Source organism: Rhizobium ruizarguesonis, assembly GCF_012349115.1.
GTDB classification, from domain to species: domain Bacteria; phylum Pseudomonadota; class Alphaproteobacteria; order Rhizobiales; family Rhizobiaceae; genus Rhizobium; species Rhizobium ruizarguesonis.
Genome location: NZ_PQIG01000144.1, coordinates 63185 through 79531 on the forward strand (window position 1 = coordinate 63185; position 16347 = coordinate 79531).

The following is a 16347-nucleotide window of genomic DNA, read 5'->3' on the forward strand; positions in this document are numbered from 1 at the left end:
CGCTTTGGGAGGATGCCAGGTATCGTCAGCCCCATCTTATCCCTCATCCCATCTTCCCGGGATTAAATATGCCGGCCGGATCGAATTTCTCCTTCACCCGGCGCGACAGCATCGCCACCGCCTCGGGCTCGGGATGGAAAGCGGGGGTGATCGCCCTCGCCTCACCCGATGCACGGATCAGCGTCGCGTGGCCGCCGCCGAGCGCCTTGATGTAGCGACGGACCTGCTCGGCTTCGGGGCCGGCCTCCATGCGCATCCAGACGAGGCCGCCCTGCCAGTCGTAGAAGGCGTCGACGCCGGCCTCAAGGCGGAGGGCTGCAACCAGCTGATGGCCGGTGCCAGGGGCGACCGAGACGCGCCAGACCGGCCGCGTGGTGCCGTCGGCATAGGGCAGCACGTCGCGGATTTCCTGCCAGAGCCTGGAGCTTTCCGGCTGTTCCAGCCGCGTGACCGTGGCGAAGGCCGACATGGCCGCCGCAAGCTTTTCGATGCGCACGTCGACCGAGCCCGGCAGGCCTTCGATGCGCAGAGCGGTCGCCTCGCCCTCGGGCAATTTGCCGGCGAGGAATTTCCAGGTCACCGTCAGCGGCAGATGGGCCGCACCCGAGACTTCGACCGGCAAGGCCATTGCCGCCGCCATGGCGTTTGCCGCCTCGGCGTCGTTGAGGCCTGATAGCACCACCGTCCGCTCCGTCTTCGGGCGCGGCGGCACACGGAAGGTGACTTCGGTGAGGAAACCCAGCGTGCCGTGCGAGCCGGCGATCAGCTTGACGAGATCGAGGCCGGTGACATTCTTCATCACCCGGCCGCCGGCCTTGATGATCTCGCCTCTGCCGTTGACGAAGCGCGCACCGAGCAGGCTGTCGCGGGCAGCACCTGCGATCAGCCGGCGCGGACCGGAGACATTGGCAGCGAAGACACCGCCAATGGTCGGCTCGCCCGATGTGCCCATCACAGGGCGATGATCCATCGGCTCGAAGGCGAGCATCTGGCCGCTCTCCGAGAGGGCGGCCTCGACCTCGGCAAGCGGCGTGCCGGATCGGACGGTCATGACCATTTCGCCGGGATTATAGGCGACGATGCCGGAAAGCCCGGTCGAGCACAGCCGGTCCTCGGCGGCAACCGCATTGCCGAAGCCCGAGCGCGTATTGCCGCCGCAGATATCAAGCGGCCGGCCGGCCTCCGCATGGGCGCGGACGATCACTGCTGCCTCTTCCTCGCTCGTCGGCATCAGATCGATCATGCGGCGGGGCGCCCTTCGAGCGGGAAGACCTTCGACGGATTGAGGATCCAGCCGGGATCGAAGGCGGCGCGCGCTGCCATCTGCTGGGCGAGATCGGCTTCGGAATATTGGTGGCGCATCAGGTCGCGCTTCTCGATGCCGACGCCATGTTCGCCGGTCAGGCAGCCGCCGGCATCGACGCAGAGCCTCAGGATATCGTTGCCGGCCGCCTCGGCACGGGCGGCATCTTCGGGATCGTTGGCGTTGAAGAGGATCAGCGGATGCATATTGCCATCACCGGCGTGGAAGACGTTGGCGACACGCAGGCCGTAATGATCGACGATCTCGGCGGTTCTTTTGAGCACGTGGGAGAGCTGGCTGAGCGGCACGGTGCCATCCATGCAGATATAGTCGGCGATGCGGCCGGTGGCGCCGAAGGCGGATTTGCGACCTTTCCAGATCAGCGCCGCCTCGGTCGCCGACTGGCACTCGCGCACGGTCTTGACAGCGTGCCGGCGGGCAATCTCGACGATGTCCTTCAGCGCGGCGTCCATCTCCGCTTCCGACCCTTCGACCTCGACGATCAACAGCGCGCCGACATCGAGGGGGTATCCGGCATGGGCGAAGGCTTCACAGATCTCGATTGCCGGCTTGTCCATGAATTCGATCGCGACCGGGATGATGCCGGCGGCAATGACGTCGGCAACGCAGGCGCCGGCCTCCTCCGAGCTCTCGAAGCCGAAGAGCACGGGGCGCGCGCCTTCCGGCTTGGCGATCAACCGCACCGTCGCCTCGGTGACGATGCCGAGTTGGCCTTCGTGGCCGCAGACGAGGCCGAGCAGGTCATAGCCTGCCGCATCCAGCGCCTTGCCGCCAAGCTCGATCACGGTGCCGTCGACCAGCACCATCCTGACGCCGAGCAGATTGTTGGTGGTGACGCCGTATTTCAGACAGTGAGCGCCGCCGGAATTCATGCCGATATTGCCGCCGATGGTGCAGGCAAGCTGCGAACTCGGGTCGGGCGCATAGAAAAAGCCGTCCGCGGAGACGGATTCGGAGATATTGAGATTGGTGACGCCGGCCTGGACCACGGCGACGCGGTTCGGCAGATCGATTTCGAGGATGCTGTTCATCTTCGACAGGCCGAGCACGACGGCATCCTCCTGCGGAATGGCGCCGCCGGAGAGCGAGGTGCCGGCGCCGCGCGGCACGACCGGAATGCCGTAGCGATTGCAATAACGCATGACCGCCGAAACCTCAGCCGTGGTGCGCGGCAGGGCGACGGCGAGCGGCAGGCGACGGTAGGACACGAAGGCGTCGGTCTCGAACGGCACCAGCTCGCGCGCCTCATGCACCAGGCATTCCGGCGGCAGAAGATCGGTGAGATCGGCAACGATCTGGGCGCGCCGCGCCAGCACGTCGGCGCGCGGGGCGAGAAACGAAATGGCGTCGGACATGGCGCTCTCCCTGGCCCTGACGAGGGGGAATAACAGCGGGAAGATGACAGCGGAAACCGGCCGCGAACCTCCCTGCCGCCGATGAAACGGCTTAGCACTTTCCCGAAAGTGGCGCAAATGCTAAGCACTTATGCCAAAAGGGGAAAAAGTCACAAGACCTTATGACCAATCTGGGTGATCTCGAAATCTTTGCCAAGGTCGTTTCGACAGGCAGCATGTCGCTGGCCGGGCGCGCGCTCGGCTTTTCGCCGGCCGTCGTCTCCAAACGGATCAGGCGGCTGGAGGACCGGCTCGGCACGCGGCTTCTGCAGCGCACGACGCGGCAGATCTCGCTGACGGAAGCCGGACAGGGCTTCTACAACCGCGTTCTCGGCATTCTCGCCGGGCTTGAGGAGGCGGAATTCTACATTTCCGGCCGCTCGGCGCAGATGCACGGCACGCTGAAGATCTCGGCCCCAACCTCCTTCGGGCGCATGCATATCGCGCCGCATCTGAAGGATTTCATGGAGGCGCATCCGGAGCTTGCGATCAACCTGGTGCTGACCGACGAATTCAGCGACATCGTCGGCGGCGGTTTCGATCTGGCGATCCGCATCGCCGAACTTACCGATTCGAGCCTCGTTGCCCGAAGGCTGGCGCCGGTGCGCCGGCTGCTCTGCGCTTCCCCGGGCTACCTTGCAGCGCATGGCGAGCCGAAGCACATCGACGAGCTGAAACAGCACCGCTGCCTGCCGGCCCACAATAACGACACCTGGCGGCTGAACGGGCCGGACGGGGCGCTGAGTCTCAGGCCGGAAGGCATGCTGATCACCAATTCCAGCGAGGTGATCCGCGAGGCAATGATCGCCGGCCTTGGGATCGCGCTGCGCTCCACCTGGGATATCGGCGAAGAGCTCAAGGCCGGCCGGCTGGTGCAGGTGCTGCCGGCCTATGAAGGCTCGCACAATGTCGCGCTGTCGGCCGTCTATCCCAGCCGGCAGTTTCTGCCGGCCAAGGTGCGGCTGTTCATCGACTATCTGGCAGAGCTTTACGGGCCTGTCCCCTATTGGGAGCGCTGATGGCAGCGCCGGTTCAGCGCGCCAGCCTCTCGATGACGAGATCCAGCAGGGCGCGCAGCCGCGCCAAGCGCTTCATGTCACGGTGATAGCCGACCCAGGTGTCGCGGCCGGGTGGCGGTTCACCGAGATCGACGAGTTCGATGGTCGCAAGGGAATCGCCGAGCGGCCGCGGCAGGACGGCGAGCCCGGCGCCATTGGCACAGAGCGCCGCCTGCACATCGCGGCTGTTGCTGCGCATGACGATGTCGGCCCGCGGCAACAGGCGCTGCAGCCAGCCGACATCCGGCATGTCGCCGAAAGCCTCGTCCATGGTGATGAGGCGGGTGCCCGCGCCGTCGCCGGCTTCGGGGTGCAGCGCGCCGCGGCTGATGTAGAGGCCGTATTCGATATGGATGAGCTTGCGCGATATGACCTCCGCTTCCGCGAAGGGCTGGATGCGGAAGACGAGGTCGGCTTCGCGTCGCGACAGGCTGAGAAGCCGGCTGTCAGTCAACAGTTCGACCACCACCTTCGGATGGACTTGCGAGAATTCCGCCAGCACCGGCGAAAGCACATGCGCGCCGAACCAGTCGGATGAAGACAGCCTGAGGAAACCATCGAGCTGTCGGCTGCCGCCGGCAAGGACGCGCTCGACAGCGAGCGCCTCCTCCTCGATGCGTTCGGCGCCGGCGAACACGGCCGCGCCTTCATCTGTCAGGACGAAGCCATCGGTCGTGCGCTGAAAGAGCGTCTGGCCGAGAGAGGTTTCAAGGGCACGCAGCCGTCTGCCCATGGTCGGCTGCGTCAGTCCGAGGCTGCGGGCTGCTGCCCCCAGCGTGCCGAACCGCGCGATCGCCAGAAACAGTTTGAGGTCGCTCCATTCCATCGTTCGCATCCGCCAAACAAAAATGCATGGACTTCAGTCGTTATCTTTCATTTTCATTCGCGTTTCAATGAACCATCTTCTTCCAGAACAAACTCATTGCGGAGGTCTCTACAGACACCGCATTGCGAACGAAGGAGAGTTCCATGTCTGCACCATCAACAATGAAAGCGTTGCTGGCGGAAGCGCCGAATTCGCCATTGCGCATCGCCGATATTGCAAAACCGGTGCTCGGCGAAGGCCAGGTTCTGGTGCGCGTCAAGGCAAGCGGCGTCAATCCGCTCGACCTCAAGATCCGGGCCGGCAATGCGGCCCATGCCCGCCATCCGCTTCCCGCCATTGTCGGCATCGATATGGCCGGCATCGTTGAAGAGCTCGGGGCTGGCGTCAGCGGTTTCCGCCAGGGCGACGCGGTCTACGGCATGACCGGCGGGGTCGGCGGCATTCAGGGATCGCTTGCCGAATTTGCAGCTGTCGACGCCGCGCTGCTGGCGCCAAAGCCGCAGAATCTGTCGATGCGCGAGGCCGCCGCCCTGCCGCTGATCTCAATCACCGCCTGGGAAGGGCTGGTCGACCGCGCCGGGGTCAAGCACGGCCAGAAGGTTCTCGTGCTCGGCGGCGGCGGTGTCGGCCATATCGTCGCGCAGATCGCCAAGGCTGTGGGAGCCGAGGTTTATGTCGTCGACGGCGCTTCAAAAGCGGACTATCTCGCCGGCCTTGGCGCAACGCCGATCGATCGTGATGCGGAAACGGTTGAAACCTACGTCGCAAGACATACCGCCAGCAGGGGTTTCGATCTGGTCTACGATACGGTCGGCGGCCAGGGGCTCGATACGGCATTCCGAGCCGTCAGCCGGTTCGGTCATGTCGTGAGTTGCCTCGGCTGGGGAAGCCACGCGCTGGCGCCGCTCTCCTTCAAGGCCGCCACCTATTCCGGCGTCTTCACGCTGCTGCCGCTTCTGACCGGCGAAGGACGCGCCCATCACGGTGAGATTATGCGGGAGATGACGAAGCTCGTCGAAGCCGGCAAGGTGATGCCGAAGCTCGACCCGCGCAGCTTCACCTTTGCCGATACAGATGAGGCGCATCGGCTGATCGAAGACCGGCAGGCGGACGGAAAGCTCGTCGTCGAGATCGACTGATCTTAATCCGTCGGCGGAATTAGCGCGCCAGATCGAGATAGGCGTTCGCCACCATCGCGTCGATATCAGCGGGAACAGGCACGATGCAGGATTGGGCGTCGGCCTCACCCTTGGCGATGCGCTCCAGGCAACGGGCCTGGAGGGTGAAGCCGAGATCCATCGATTCGACCGTATTGCCGAGTGGCCGCGGTCCGGCGAGATTGGCCATGTGGCCGCCGCCCAGCACATGAAAGAAACGGCCGTCGCTCAGATGGAAGGTCTCGATATGATCGGCCTCATAGCGGTCGATGCCGATGACATCGGGGTGGCGGCGGAAGGCTTCGACATCGATCTCATGCGGGAAATGGCCACCATTCATCAGGATCGCGCCGTCCTTGACGAGCGGCAGGTCGGCCGCCGTCACGATACCGGCAAAACCCGTGACGGTGACGATGATATCGGCCGAGCGGATCGCTGCGTCGCGCAGCGGCGTGACGAAACCATCGAGATGAGCTTCGAGCGTCGTCACCGGATCGATATCGACGACGCTGACGGTGGAAAAGGCATTGCGGAAACAGGCAGCCGTGCCCTTGCCGCAGGCGCCGTAGCCGAAGACCGTCACGCGCTTGCCGTTGGTGGAGCGGTTGCTGAAGCGCAGGTAGCTTTCAAACAGGCTCTGGCCGACGGCATGCCTGTTTTCGGCGAACTGCTTGATCGGGCTGTCGTTGATGACGAGGATCGGCATGTTCAGCCGCTCGCGCAGCGGCAGCAGGCGGGTGCGGCCAGAGGTGGTTTCCTCGGTGCCGCCGCGGAGATTGGCGTAGGGCTTTTCCGCCGCAATGGCGAAGAGATCGCCGCCATTATCGAGCAGCAGATCCGGCTTTTCCGCGATGACCGCTTCGAGGCTCTGGTGATGCGCGGCGGGATCGGTCGTCTGCGTCGCGAAGACCGTGATGCCTTGGGAACGCAGGAATTCGACCGTCGAAGGCTGGGTGCTGTTGAGATTGCCGGTGCAGACGAGACGCGCGCCGCCGGCGCGAAGCGTCATCAGCAACGCCACCGTCTTCGGCTCGAGATGAATGCCGGTGCCGATCGACAGACCTTCGAAGGGACGCGTCCGCTCGAATTCGGCGGCCGTTGCCTTGAGCAGCCGGCAGCTATTGCCGATCCACTCGATGCGCATTGCGGTCTTTTCCATCATCTCTTTCCTACGTGAGTGTTGGTGCCGTTTTTAGCGGAGCAACAGGGCTGCGAGTATGGAAGTAATTCTGGCGAGGGGGCAGAAAATCTGCCCTTTCAGGCCGGTGTCCCGCAACGAAGCAGCCAGCCGGACAAGGCTGCAAAGGCTGGCCGTTTCGCATCCGGCGTCCGGCAACAGAGGCTGTAACCCGACGGCCGGGAGATGAAACCGTAGGGCGCGACCAGATGCCCGCGCTGAAGATCGTCTTCGATCGACGCGCGCGGGGCAAGTGCGATGCCAAGCCCGGAGCGGGCGGCACCCAGCGCCAGCAGCAGATCCTCGAATTCCTGGGCGCGGGAAAAGACGACCGGCGGCGTGCCGCTTTCGGCAAACCATTCGTCCCAGAGCTTCGGAACGCTGCGGCTGGCGAGCATCGTCAGCGCGCCCATCGCCGCTGGGTCCTTGGACAGTGTCGCGGCAAGCGTCAGGGTGGTGACCGGCCCGAACTCGTCCGCCATGAATCGCAGGGCGGTGATGCCTGCGGCCGGCCGATATTCACCACCCATGATCACGGCGTCCAATTCGGGGTGCATCTGCAGCGGCTCGACCATGGTCATCGGTACGATGTCGACGGTATCGCCGAGGCTCGCCTGCATGCCTGCCACGCGCGGCATCAGCCACCAGACCGCGAAGGCGGAGGGCACGCCAAGGCGGATGCGGCCCGGCACGACGCCTTCGAGTTCCGAAGCGGCGCGCAGCAGAATGTCGAAAGCCGCGCTCGAAGCCTCGGCGAAAGCGCTGGCCTGCGGGGTCGGGACCAGCCTGCGGCCGTCACGCGTGAAGAGCTTGCGGCCGAAGTGATTCTCCAGCGTCGCGATCTGCTGGCGTACGGCGCCGCGCACCACCTTCAGCTCTTCGGCAGCCTTCAGAATGCTGCCGTGACGGCAGACGGCCTCGAAGGCGCGGACGGCATTGAGCGGTGGAAGACGCATGGGGACGACATTCACAAAATCATAGTGGATCACTAGATCTCGCCATTGAACGAAAGGCAAGATCACGCCATATTGTACAGCTGTGCAATATGACGCATTCGAGACAGGGTGTGACGGATTTTCCGAACCTGTCCCACCTCGATTTCCCCTATGAACGGCGATCAGATCGCGTTTCGAGTTATACTGCGCCTTTTGAATTGCGTAAGCTTTCCGTGATATACGTATATGAGTGATTCCTAACGACGACTGCGAAGGTGACCCGACCATTGACTCTTTTTGCCCGACTGGCTTCCGATGTGCAGCTGATGTTCCGGCGTCCGCCGCGACAGCAATATGGTGCGCTCTGCTATCGGGTGAAGAAGAAGAGCGGTGAGGTCGAGGTGCTGTTGATGACGAGCCGCGACACCGGCCGCTGGGTCATTCCCAAGGGCTGGCCGATGACGCGCAAATGCGCCCATGAGGTCGCGATGCAGGAAGCCTTCGAGGAAGCCGGCGTCCGCGGCGTCGTCGAAACGGAAACGCTTGGCGCCTACACCTATTCGAAGGTGCTGCGCGACGGGGTGCAAGTGATCTGCAAAGTGCAGGTCTATGCGCTCGAAGCCACCGACATGGCGAAGAACTTCAAGGAAAAAGGCGAGCGCCGGATCGAATGGGTTTCATTCGATGAAGCGGCCGGGCGCGTGCGTGAACCCGAGCTTCGCCACCTTTTCCTCGCCTTCAAGCAAAGGATGGGCGACAGGCTTGCGGCCAAGGCGGCGAAGCAAATTCCAGAAGTGAAACAAATTCCGGCGGAATGAATCCTGCCATCTTGCACTGCTAGGAAAGCAGCGTAGAAGCAGATTCATCCTCAGGAACAAGAATGCCGCCACGTCCCGCAGTCCTCACAAAACGCACGCTCGACAAGGACCTCGACAAGATCACCCATGCCGAGGACGTGGCGAAGCATGTTTTGCGGCGGCTGGTGACGCCTGGACTCGGGCTGATCTTCCTCGGTCTGGCCATGCTCTTTGCCGGTGTCTATGTGTTCGACCGGCCGGGAGCAGTGCTCGTCGTCGCGGCGGCAGCCCTTGCCGGCTATATGGCGCTGAACATCGGCGCCAATGACGTGACCAACAATGTCGGTGCCGCCGTCGGTGCGCGCGCCATGACGATGGGCCAGGCACTGGTCATCGCTGCGATTTTCGAAGTTCTTGGCGCCACGGTCGGCGGCGGCGACGTCGTCAAGACGATTTCCGCAAACATCGTCGACGCCGTCCAGGTACCACCGGCGCTGCTCGGCTGGATCATGATGGCGGCGCTGATGGCCGCAGCTCTCTGGATCAACCTCGCAACCTGGATGAACGCGCCGGTTTCCACCACCCATGCGATCGTCGGCGCGGTGATCGGCGCCGGCATCTCAGCCGTCGGACCGGAGCCGGTGAACTGGCGGGTGATGCTGGAGATCACCTCGAGCTGGATCACCTCGCCGCTGATCGGCGGGCTGATCGCCGCCGGGCTGCTTTATCTCGTCAAGACCCTGATCATCTACCGCGAGGACAAGGTCGCGGCGGCCCAACGCTGGGTGCCGGTGCTGGTCGCGGTGATGGCCGGCGGCTTCATGGCCTATATGGTGCTGCAGCTCTCGCCCCCGGGCAGGTTCCCGCCGCTGACCATCCTCCTCATCGGGATCGGCATCGGGCTGGTAAGCTGGCTTGCCGCCCGGCCGCTCGTTGTCGCCCAAGCGCAGGCTCTCGAAAACCGCAACAGCTCGCTGCGGACACTGTTCCGGCTGCCGCTGATCGGCTCAGCGGCGCTGCTGTCCTTCGCGCATGGCGCAAACGACGTTTCGAACGCGGTCGGGCCGCTGTCGGCGATCGTCCATTCGGTCGGCATCGGTGGTGGCGGCGGCATCGGGCATCCGCCGCTCTGGGTGATGCTGATCGGCGCCTTCGGCATCTCCGTCGGCCTGCTGCTCTTCGGCCCGCGCCTGATCCGCCTGGTCGGCGAGGAAATTACCAAGCTCAATCCGATGCGGGCCTATTGCGTCGCGCTGTCGACCGCCTTCACCGTCATCGTCGCCTCCTGGCTCGGCCTGCCGGTCAGCACCACGCATATCGCCGTCGGTTCGGTCTTCGGCGTCGGATTCTTCCGCGAATGGTACACACGCCATTCGAAGCGCCGCATCGCCTATATAAGGCGCAAGGCCGAGAGCTTTGATATTGACGAGCCGGAAGACCCGAATATCCACGAGACACGGCGGCGCTATCTCGTGCGCCGTTCGCATTTCATGACAATCGTCGCCGCATGGATCGTCACCGTGCCGGTTTCGGGAGCGCTTGCGGCAATGATTTATTGGGTTATGTTCGCGCTCTTCGTCTAAAGCGCGTCGCGATCTTTCAGATCCGCGTGCCGCGCTTTAGGTCTTTATTTTCTGGCATGTCATGATCGCAAAACCGCTGCACAGTTTTGCGAGACATGCTTCACGACCTCGAGTTTTTTAATGCGCGCCAATTTCCGCATGCAACGGCTTTTCGTCGACGCGCCGCTTACGCGCGGTGCCGTCGTGGAGGCGAATGCCGATCAGTTCAACTATCTCGGCAATGTGCTGAGGATGGAGGAAGGTGGGGAGATCCTGCTCTTCAACGGTCGCGACGGCGAGTGGAAGGCGAGCCTCGCCTTCCCCACGCGCAAACGCATTCAGCTGACGGCAACCGAAGAGACAAGGCCGCAACCGCCGCCTTGCGACCTGCATTATCTCTTTGCGCCGCTCAAGGTCGGCCGCATGGACTACCTCGTGCAGAAGGCGGTCGAAATGGGAGCCGGCCTGCTGCAGCCGGTCATGACCCAGCACGTTCAGGGCAAGATCACCAATCTCGACAAGCTGCGCGCCAACGTCGTCGAAGCGGCGGAGCAATGCGGCATTCTCGGCATCCCCGATGTGGCCGAACCGGTGAGGCTTCTCGACCTGCTCGACCGCTGGCCAACCGAGCGCCGCATCATCTATTGCGACGAGGGCGATGCCGGGCAGAACCCGCTGCCGGTGCTGTCAGTGATCAGGGAAAGACATATCGCTCTGCTCGTCGGGCCGGAAGGCGGCTTTTCGGAAGAAGAGCGGGCGCGGCTTCGAAGCCTCGATTTCGTCACCGCCATTCCGCTCGGACCACGCATCCTGCGGGCCGATACGGCAGCCGTTGCGGCCCTGGCGGTGGTCCAGGCGGCGATCGGTGACTGGAACTAAGGTCGAAAACGGGTTGACATGGAAATCGCTGTTATTTTTTTGATGCGTCGTTGAAAGAATTTCACTTGCAACATGGGTGGCTTGGGTCCTAATCACCCTTCCAACTGCCCGGCCCCCTGGGCGCCTTTTTGAATACAGGTATCCCGCATGGCCCGCGACACTACCGACCAGACACCGCTCTCTTCGGTCCAGGATCTGACCGATTATATCGCCGCGGGCAACAAGCCGCGGGAGCGCTTCCGGATCGGAACCGAACACGAGAAATTCGCTTTCTTCCGCGCCGACAACAGCCCGGTTCCCTATTTCGGCGATGCCAGCATTTCGGCCCTTTTGACCGGCCTGCAGAAAAAAAGCGGCTGGGAGCCGATCACCGATGGCAGCAACATCATCGGCCTTGCCGAACAGAACGGCATGGGCGCGATCTCGATCGAGCCCGGCGGCCAGTTCGAACTCTCCGGTGCACCGCTGGAGACGATCCACGAGACCTGCAAGGAATCGAACCAGCATCTGGCGACGCTGCGCGAAATCGCCGAGCCGATGGGCATCCGCTTCCTCGGCATCGGCGGCAGTCCGAAATGGACCTATGCGGAAACCCCGCAGATGCCGAAATCACGCTACGAGATCATGACCCGCTACATGCCGAAGGTCGGCACCCAGGGTCTCGACATGATGTACCGCACCTGCACGATCCAGGTGAACCTCGACTTCTCCTCGGAAGCCGACATGCGCAAGAAAATGCGCGTCTCGATGAAGCTGCAGTCGCTGGCGACCGCCCTCTTCGCATCCTCGCCCTTCACCGAGGGCAAGCCGAACGGGCTGCTCTCCTGGCGCGGCGATATCTGGCGCGACGTCGACAACCGGCGGGCCGGCCTGCTCGACTTCACCTTCCGCGACGACTTCGGCTTCCGCGACTATGCCGAATGGGCGCTCGACGCGCCAATGTATTTCATCGTCCGCGACGGCCGCTATCACGACTGTACCCATGTCACCTTCCGCCAGTTCATGAACGGCGCATTGAAGGGCGAGGTCGCCGATCCGGCGCCGACGATGGGGGACTGGACGAACCATCTTTCGACACTTTTCCCCGACGTGCGGCTGAAGCGTTTCCTCGAAATGCGCGGCGCCGACGGCGGCCCGTGGCGCCGCATCTGTGCGCTGCCGGCCTTCTGGGTCGGCCTGCTCTACGATGATGCGGCACTCGATGCCGCTGATGAGTTGACGAAGGATTGGAGCTTTGCCGAGATCGGCGCGCTGCGCAATGCCGTTCCCGCCGAAGGGTTGAAGGCGCAATTTCGCGGACATCCGCTTTTCGACATGGCGCGCGAAGTGGTCGGCATATCAAGGGCCGGCCTCAAGGCGCGCGGTAAGCTCAACCGGGAAGGCCAGGACGAGACGATCTTCCTGGCGCCGCTCGACGAGGTGCTCGCCAAGAAGGCGACGCTCGCCGAGGATCTGCTGTCGCTCTATCACGGCCGCTGGCACGGCTCCGTGGAACCGGTCTTCGAGGACTATCAGTATTGAGTCCGATCCCGGTTCCCCTTTTCCCGGAATCGCTCTGGCAGCCCTATTTTCGACCGTCTCCGAGCAGCGCGCCTGAAGGCCGGCGAGGTGGTGCTCCACGCGACCTGCCGCTGGGGCCTTAGCCGAACGCCCTAAAGCGTGTCGCAATCTTTCAGATTCGCTTGCCGCGCTTTACATCCTTTGTTTTTCCGCATGCCGTTGTCGCAAAAACCGCTGCTCTCTTTTGCGAGACGTGCTTTAGCGAAATTCCTCCCTAAGTTCTTATGGCAAAAAGCCGTTTGCGCATTGCCATTTCCGGTTATAGTGGCGTTACAACACGTCACGACCTGGGGAAAGGGACTTCCATGCTGCCACTCTTCGACATGATGATGCAGGCGCAGAACGGCGCGGCGATGGAGGCGATCGCCCGGCAGTTCAATCTCGCGCAGGAACAGGCCACCAAGGCGATGGCGGCGTTGATGCCGGCTTTTTCCGCCGGCCTGAAGCGCAGCACCAGCAATCCCTATGATTTCGTCGGGCTGATGCAGGCGGTCTCCTCCGGCAACTACGCGCGATATTTCGAGGATATGAGCCGGGCCTTCACGCCGGAGGGTATTTCCGACGGCAACAATATCCTTGCCCAACTCTTCGGCTCGAAGGAGGTTTCGCGCGCGGTCGCCGCCCAGGCCGCACAGATGACCGGCATCGGCCAGGACATCTACAAACAGATGCTGCCAGTGCTGGCCGATACGCTGATGGGTGGGCTCTTCAAGCAGACGACCGGCCAGATGGCCTCACCGGTCAACCCCTTCGTCAACACGGCGATGGGCGAGACCATCCAGAAATGGCTGGAAAGCACCGGCTTCGCGCCGAAGCCGAAGACGGCCCCGGAACCCAGCATCTTCGACAACCCCTTCACGCAGGCGATGCAGTTGATGTTTTCGGTGCCGAAGTCTGAATCGACGCCGACGCAAAACCCCTTCCTCGACAATCCCTTCGCCAAGGCCTTCCAGGAGATGATGGGCGGACTTGGCCAGCAACCGGCAGCCAAGACGCCGGAGGCGCCGAAGGAAGAGGCGAAGGTCAATGCCGACAGCTATACCGAGATGCTGAACACCATGTTCGACAGCGGACTGGAAGTGCAGAAGAACTACCAGAGGAACCTGGAAGCGATCTTCGAAACCTATCGGCCGAAGCCCTCGTCCAAGACGAGCGAATAGCGCTCTAAAGCGCGTCGCGATCTTTCAGATTCGCTTGCCACGCTTTAGGTCCTTGGTTTCTCGCATATCGTTGCCGCAAAACCGCGGCACACTTTTGCGCGACATGCTTTCGATTTTTTGCGCATGTCGTTATCGCAAAACCGCGACACACTTTTGCGCGACATGCTTTAGCGCATAAAAAAACCCGGAGATGGCTTGGGAAAGCCGATCACCGGGTCAAGCGGCAGGGCTATTGGCTATCACCCTGCGGGGAAACTCGACGCTCCTACTCTTCGTAGGAGCGCAAAAGAGACGACAGGCGCCAGCGATTGCGCGCCGAGCGCGTCAGGTGTTCCGACGGGTCCTCGAAAAAGGTCGAAGCCAGGAACGCGGAGGTCAGGTCGGCCCTGCTAAGGCCGATATCCCTCAGTTGAGCGTCGCTCAGATCGTGCAGCGTGTTGATATCCATTCGATTGCGGAACCCGCGAAAGAGGGAGGTCAACGGTGCGAGGCCTGCTGCCAGACGCTGGGGAAACGTCGGGGTGAGCTTGCCGCAGTCGAGTTCTATTGTTCTGTCTGTCATCCGCATGGGACTCTCCTTTCTTTCGATTTTCTTTTAGGCGCGCAACAACCCACCCCTCCCGCGAGGTCGCACGGGAAGGAGCAAGGCTGAATTGGCTCGGACAGGCAGGGTGTCTGTCCTTCACTTTGCTTGATTTGCATCCCGAAGATGCCAAAGACCTATTGATCAGTCCAACGAATGTTTCTAATGATTATCATCAGCTATCTTTATGGGTGACAACATGTCCGCGCCTCTTGATCTCGACCAATTGCAGACTTTCATCGCCATCGTCGATTCCGGCAGCTTCACCAAGGCCGCCGACAGGGTCTACAAGACCCAATCGGCCGTCTCCATGCAGATGCGCCGTCTCGAGGAGCGCATCGGCAAGCAGCTGTTCATCAAGGACGGCCGCGGCAACCGGCTGACGGTCGAGGGCGAAAAGCTGCTCAACTATGCCCGGCGCATCATCCGCCTCAACAATGAGGCGATCGCCGCCTTCGACGACAACAGGCTGGAGGGGACGTTGCGGATCGGCACGCCGGACGATTATGCCGACCGCTACATGCCCGAAATCATCGGCCGCTTCGCCAAGACGCATCCGAATGTCGAGCTCTATATTGTCTGCGAGCCCTCGGTGGATCTTGCCGAACGCATGCATAAGGGCGAGCTCGACATCGCGCTCGTCACCCACAATCCGCGCGAGCGCATGTCCGATGTGGTGAGAACCGAGCCGCTCTGCTGGGTGGGCTCGGCCAACCATCCGATCCGCGACGACGCGCCGGTGCCGCTTGCCGTCGGCCGGCGCGACTGCCAGTGGCGCCAGCTCGCCTGCTCGGCGCTCGATGCGGTGGGACGCGAGCACCAGATCCTGTTCACCAGCTGGTCCTGCACCGTCGTTGCCGCCGCCGTGCTTGCCGGCATGGCGGTTTCGGTGATGCCGGAATCGGCGCTGCGGACGGGCATGAAGGTGTTGAGCCAGGCGGACGGCTTCCCGGCGCTGCCGCCGGTGCAGATCGGCATCATGAAGCGGCCGGGCGTTTCGCTCTCACTGATGAACGCGATCACGGCGCATATCACCGCCTGCCTCGACAATATCACGCCCACTGTCGCCGACGACAGCCTCGAGGCCGACGTCAAATCCGCCCAGGCGCGCCTTTATCCGCGGCTGAAGGCGGCCAATATGGTCCCAAGCTGGTAAGATTTCTCAGGCGGCGCGCGACACGGTCGTGGTGAAAAGGGAGGCGCGGATGACGCGCTTCCACTCATCGAGCATACGCCGCGCTAAGGCCTCCTCGCTCACGGCGGCAAGCCGGATGACGGCGCCGATCAGGTGGCTGAACAGGTAAGTGCGCGCATACATTTCTTCATCGCAAAGGTCGGGAGCCAGCCGGCGCACGGCGTCATGGAAGATGCCGGCGACGCGACCGCTATGCTCGATATTCAGCTGCAACAGATCCTGATCGGTCTCCGTTCCCATCCAAACGCCGAGATAAACGGGATCGTTGTGGTAGGAATCGTAATACCAGTCGATGGTGGCGCAGACGACGTCGAGCGCCTGGTCGAGTGACTGTACGTTGGTGAACATCGCCGCCATCTTCGCCTGGATCGCCGAGGCGTGCTGGTCGAACAGGGCTTTGACGATCGCCGCCTTCTCCGGGAAATACTGGTAAACCGAACCGATCGGCACCTTGGCGGCGGCGGCGAGCTCCGTCATCCGCATGGCGCTGACGCCCTTTTCGGCGATGATCTTGGCGGCGGCGGCGAGAATGAGGTCCAGCCTCTGGATGCTGCGCTCCTGCTTCGGCTTCCTTCGCAGGCCTATCCGATCCATGCTTTCCGCGCCCATGTCGTTCCCATTCTTATCTCTTTCGCGACGGAAGCAATCTGCCAACCAGCGCGTCGGGCGGGTATGACATGCAAGCCTTCACCTGCCGTAAATGGAACCGTTCGGATTTTAACGGTCGGCAAAAGCCTGTG

14 protein-coding genes and 1 pseudogene are annotated in these 16347 nt (G+C 62.8%); 8 read left to right on the top strand and 7 right to left on the bottom strand.

The annotated features are described in order from the left end of the window. Nucleotides 1-43 precede the first annotated feature (43 nt). Both glcE and C3Y91_RS36770 read right to left on the bottom strand, forming a co-directional pair. Complete coding sequence (gene glcE, locus C3Y91_RS36765; RefSeq protein ID WP_024321326.1) at nucleotides 44-1243, bottom strand: glycolate oxidase subunit GlcE; 1200 nt, start codon at nucleotides 1241-1243, stop codon at nucleotides 44-46. Continuing rightward, nucleotides 1240-2679 (bottom strand): FAD-linked oxidase C-terminal domain-containing protein, encoded by a 1440-nt coding sequence (locus tag C3Y91_RS36770; protein ID WP_018070179.1) that lies wholly within the window; start codon nucleotides 2677-2679, stop codon nucleotides 1240-1242. Before C3Y91_RS36770 ends, glcE begins: the two co-directional genes overlap by 4 nt. 161 nt (nucleotides 2680-2840) lie before the next feature. Here C3Y91_RS36770 and C3Y91_RS36775 point away from each other — a divergent pair, with 161 nt between their 5' ends. Then, the gene (locus tag C3Y91_RS36775) at nucleotides 2841-3737 is read left to right on the top strand and encodes a LysR family transcriptional regulator (protein ID WP_024321327.1); all 897 of its coding nucleotides are present in this window, start codon (nucleotides 2841-2843) and stop codon (nucleotides 3735-3737) included. Between the two features lie 13 nt (nucleotides 3738-3750). Here the strand turns inward: C3Y91_RS36775 and C3Y91_RS36780 are convergent, their stop codons facing one another. After that, a complete protein-coding gene (locus C3Y91_RS36780) occupies nucleotides 3751-4602 on the bottom strand; it encodes a LysR family transcriptional regulator (RefSeq protein WP_018070181.1) in 852 nt (283 codons plus the stop codon). Between the two features lie 143 nt (nucleotides 4603-4745). Here C3Y91_RS36780 and C3Y91_RS36785 point away from each other — a divergent pair, with 143 nt between their 5' ends. Beyond that, nucleotides 4746-5741 carry a zinc-dependent alcohol dehydrogenase family protein gene (locus tag C3Y91_RS36785; protein WP_024321328.1) on the top strand — a complete coding sequence of 332 codons (996 nt, stop codon included), beginning with the start codon at nucleotides 4746-4748 and terminating at the stop codon, nucleotides 5739-5741. A gap of 19 nt (nucleotides 5742-5760) precedes the next feature. On the opposite strand, the pseudogene C3Y91_RS36790 reads toward C3Y91_RS36785, so the two are convergent. Both C3Y91_RS36790 and C3Y91_RS36795 read right to left on the bottom strand, forming a co-directional pair. Then, a pseudogene (locus C3Y91_RS36790) lies at nucleotides 5761-6924 on the bottom strand (adenosylhomocysteinase); the annotation flags it as partial. Nucleotides 6925-7016: 92 nt separating this feature from the next. Further along, a complete protein-coding gene (locus C3Y91_RS36795) occupies nucleotides 7017-7925 on the bottom strand; it encodes a LysR substrate-binding domain-containing protein (protein ID WP_024321330.1) in 909 nt (302 codons plus the stop codon). Nucleotides 7926-8158: 233 nt separating this feature from the next. On the opposite strand from C3Y91_RS36795, the gene C3Y91_RS36800 reads away from it, so the two are divergent. The 5 genes from C3Y91_RS36800 to C3Y91_RS36820 all read left to right on the top strand — a co-directional run bounded on the left by C3Y91_RS36800 (nucleotide 8159) and on the right by C3Y91_RS36820 (nucleotide 13829). Then, nucleotides 8159-8689, top strand: a complete 531-nt coding sequence (locus C3Y91_RS36800) for an NUDIX hydrolase (RefSeq protein WP_018497468.1) — start codon at nucleotides 8159-8161, stop codon at nucleotides 8687-8689. A gap of 62 nt (nucleotides 8690-8751) precedes the next feature. Then, complete coding sequence (locus C3Y91_RS36805; protein ID WP_075224355.1) at nucleotides 8752-10251, top strand: inorganic phosphate transporter; 1500 nt, start codon at nucleotides 8752-8754, stop codon at nucleotides 10249-10251. A gap of 120 nt (nucleotides 10252-10371) precedes the next feature. After that, entirely contained in the window at nucleotides 10372-11109 is a 738-nt protein-coding gene (locus tag C3Y91_RS36810; protein ID WP_168576411.1) for a 16S rRNA (uracil(1498)-N(3))-methyltransferase, read from the top strand. A gap of 147 nt (nucleotides 11110-11256) precedes the next feature. Further along, nucleotides 11257-12630: a glutamate--cysteine ligase gene (locus C3Y91_RS36815; RefSeq protein WP_018070188.1), complete on the top strand. Its 1374-nt coding sequence runs from the start codon at nucleotides 11257-11259 to the stop codon at nucleotides 12628-12630. Nucleotides 12631-12974: 344 nt separating this feature from the next. After that, nucleotides 12975-13829 (top strand): DUF937 domain-containing protein, encoded by an 855-nt coding sequence (locus C3Y91_RS36820; RefSeq protein WP_018497464.1) that lies wholly within the window; start codon nucleotides 12975-12977, stop codon nucleotides 13827-13829. A gap of 265 nt (nucleotides 13830-14094) precedes the next feature. Here C3Y91_RS36820 and C3Y91_RS36825 read toward each other — a convergent pair whose 3' ends face one another. After that, entirely contained in the window at nucleotides 14095-14397 is a 303-nt protein-coding gene (locus C3Y91_RS36825; protein WP_075224353.1) for a DUF1127 domain-containing protein, read from the bottom strand. A gap of 214 nt (nucleotides 14398-14611) precedes the next feature. Between C3Y91_RS36825 and C3Y91_RS36830 the strand changes: the two genes are divergently transcribed. Beyond that, nucleotides 14612-15568, top strand: coding sequence for a LysR substrate-binding domain-containing protein (locus C3Y91_RS36830; protein ID WP_032989108.1), 957 nt, complete (start codon nucleotides 14612-14614; stop codon nucleotides 15566-15568). Between the two features lie 6 nt (nucleotides 15569-15574). Here C3Y91_RS36830 and C3Y91_RS36835 read toward each other — a convergent pair whose 3' ends face one another. Then, nucleotides 15575-16216: a TetR/AcrR family transcriptional regulator gene (locus tag C3Y91_RS36835; RefSeq protein ID WP_075224352.1), complete on the bottom strand. Its 642-nt coding sequence runs from the start codon at nucleotides 16214-16216 to the stop codon at nucleotides 15575-15577. Nucleotides 16217-16347 lie beyond the last annotated feature (131 nt).

Coding starts and splice junctions, on each gene's coding strand:
- glcE (WP_024321326.1), bottom strand. CDS start 1,243: ATGATCGATCTGATGCCGACGAGCGAGGAAGAGGCAGCAGTGATCGTC.
- C3Y91_RS36770 (WP_018070179.1), bottom strand. CDS start 2,679: ATGTCCGACGCCATTTCGTTTCTCGCCCCGCGCGCCGACGTGCTGGCG.
- C3Y91_RS36775 (WP_024321327.1), top strand. CDS start 2,841: ATGACCAATCTGGGTGATCTCGAAATCTTTGCCAAGGTCGTTTCGACA.
- C3Y91_RS36780 (WP_018070181.1), bottom strand. CDS start 4,602: ATGGAATGGAGCGACCTCAAACTGTTTCTGGCGATCGCGCGGTTCGGC.
- C3Y91_RS36785 (WP_024321328.1), top strand. CDS start 4,746: ATGTCTGCACCATCAACAATGAAAGCGTTGCTGGCGGAAGCGCCGAAT.
- C3Y91_RS36805 (WP_075224355.1), top strand. CDS start 8,752: ATGCCGCCACGTCCCGCAGTCCTCACAAAACGCACGCTCGACAAGGAC.
- C3Y91_RS36810 (WP_168576411.1), top strand. CDS start 10,372: ATGCGCGCCAATTTCCGCATGCAACGGCTTTTCGTCGACGCGCCGCTT.
- C3Y91_RS36815 (WP_018070188.1), top strand. CDS start 11,257: ATGGCCCGCGACACTACCGACCAGACACCGCTCTCTTCGGTCCAGGAT.
- C3Y91_RS36820 (WP_018497464.1), top strand. CDS start 12,975: ATGCTGCCACTCTTCGACATGATGATGCAGGCGCAGAACGGCGCGGCG.
- C3Y91_RS36825 (WP_075224353.1), bottom strand. CDS start 14,397: ATGCGGATGACAGACAGAACAATAGAACTCGACTGCGGCAAGCTCACC.
- C3Y91_RS36830 (WP_032989108.1), top strand. CDS start 14,612: ATGTCCGCGCCTCTTGATCTCGACCAATTGCAGACTTTCATCGCCATC.
- C3Y91_RS36835 (WP_075224352.1), bottom strand. CDS start 16,216: ATGGGCGCGGAAAGCATGGATCGGATAGGCCTGCGAAGGAAGCCGAAG.